Below are 1652 nucleotides of genomic sequence, written 5' to 3' on the forward strand. Positions count from 1 at the left end.
CCTTCTGGGAGGCCGTCGCGCCGGACGGGCGGCGGGTGAGCGCGCTGCGGTTCGACGCCGGGCTGGTGGCGGCGGGCTGGGCCCGGCAGCGGCTGGTCAGCGCGGTCACCTCCGACCAGCGGCTGGTCGCCGGCGGGCTGAGCGGGCTGATGCCGGTGCTGGACCTGGTCGCGGCGGGCGAGGAGGTGTGGCTGCTGGCCGGGCATCCGGCCGGTCCGACCCTCACCGACCTGATCGAGCCCGCCACGGAGACCGGGCTCGACACGGCGAGCGCGGCGGCGGTGCTGGTGGAGTCGGCCGCGACGCTGCTGGCCGTACACGCGGCGGGGCTGGCGCACGGCTCGGTGCGGCCCGGCGCGGTGGTGATCGCCGAGGACGGCGCGACCCTGCTGGCCGAACGCGGCCTCGCCGACGCGCTGCGCGGCCGTTCCCCCTCGCCCGCCCAGGACGTCACGGCGTGGGCGGCGCTGGCGCGCGGGCTGGCGGCGGTGTGGGCGGCGCACTCCGCGCCGGGCGCGGCGCTGCTGGACCGGGCAGCGGCGACCGCGACCGCGCAGGGCCTCGCGGCGGGGCGTGAGGTGCTGCTGAGCGGCCTTGAGCACCTGCCCGGCGGGCACGCGGGCCGCGAGCGGCTGGCCGAGGTGGTACGGGGGTGGCGGTACGCGCGGGACGAAGGCGTCATGGGCACCGGGCCGTACGGCTCGGCCGAGCGGGACGAGGGCGAGATCGTCACCCTCCTGCGCGTCCCCACGCCCCTCACCGCCGACGCCTTACCCACCCCCGAGACGCATGATCCGGCCCAGCCGACCGCGGACACGCACGCCAAGGGCGAGGTGCGCTTCGGGCCCGGCGTGCCGCCCCGCAACGCCGCCGAGAAGATCTGGCAGTCCGGGCAGCAGACCGTGCACGGCGCCGACCGCCGCGGCGCCCAGCGGGCGGCGGCCGGGCGCAGACGCCGCAGGCTGGCGCTGAGCACGTCGGTGTTCGCGCTGGTCGTCGTGGCGGCGGTGCTGGCCTGGCTCCAGTTCACCGGCGGGCCCGCGCTCGTGGTGGAGGGGGTGAACGTCAAGGCCCCCAAGAAGACCCAGGGCTGCGACACGACGGTGACGATCAACGCCACGATCGTCACCAACGGGTCCGCGGGCGAGGTCCGGTACGAATGGCGGCGCAGTGACCGGGACGAGCCGATCGAGCAGTTGGAGAGCGTACGGTCGGGCACGTCGTCCTACCCGGTGAGCCTGAAGTGGACGGTCAAGGGCGAGGGGTCGTTCAAGGGCACCGCGACCCTGCGGGTGATCTCCCCGTTGCCCGAGGGCGGGCGTGTGGAGGACAAGGCGACCTTCACCTACCGGTGCCGGTGACAGGTGCCGATGACACTGTTCGGAGCCAACCCGGAGGCCGCCGCCACTGCGCGGCCGGCCGCGATCTGACTAATCTGGCGGCCATGACCACGCAAACCCCCGCAGGCTGGTACCCCGACCCCTATGGGTCACCGAATCTCCGGTGGTGGGACGGGAACCAGTGGACCGACGCGACACACCCGCTGGAGCCTCCGTCGCAGGGGGCTCCGGCGGGCACGCATACCGGGCCTCAGGCGGCGCAGCCGGGGCCCGGGGTCGGGCAGGGCACCGGGCCCCAGGGCGCGCCTCAGG

The 1652-nt window shown here is 75.9% G+C and carries 2 protein-coding genes; both read left to right on the top strand.

Annotated features, from left to right (window positions below):
- The coding region (locus tag C1I98_RS42345; protein WP_111172156.1) for a protein kinase family protein at positions 1-1361 on the top strand (1361 nt) is incomplete at its 5' end.
- Positions 1362-1444: 83 nt separating this feature from the next.
- Positions 1445-1652, top strand: a 208-nt coding sequence (locus C1I98_RS45935) for a DUF2510 domain-containing protein (RefSeq protein WP_146607920.1), incomplete at its 3' end; no start/stop codon positions are given.

Source organism: Spongiactinospora gelatinilytica, assembly GCF_003236385.1.
Taxonomy (GTDB): domain Bacteria; phylum Actinomycetota; class Actinomycetes; order Streptosporangiales; family Streptosporangiaceae; genus Spongiactinospora; species Spongiactinospora gelatinilytica.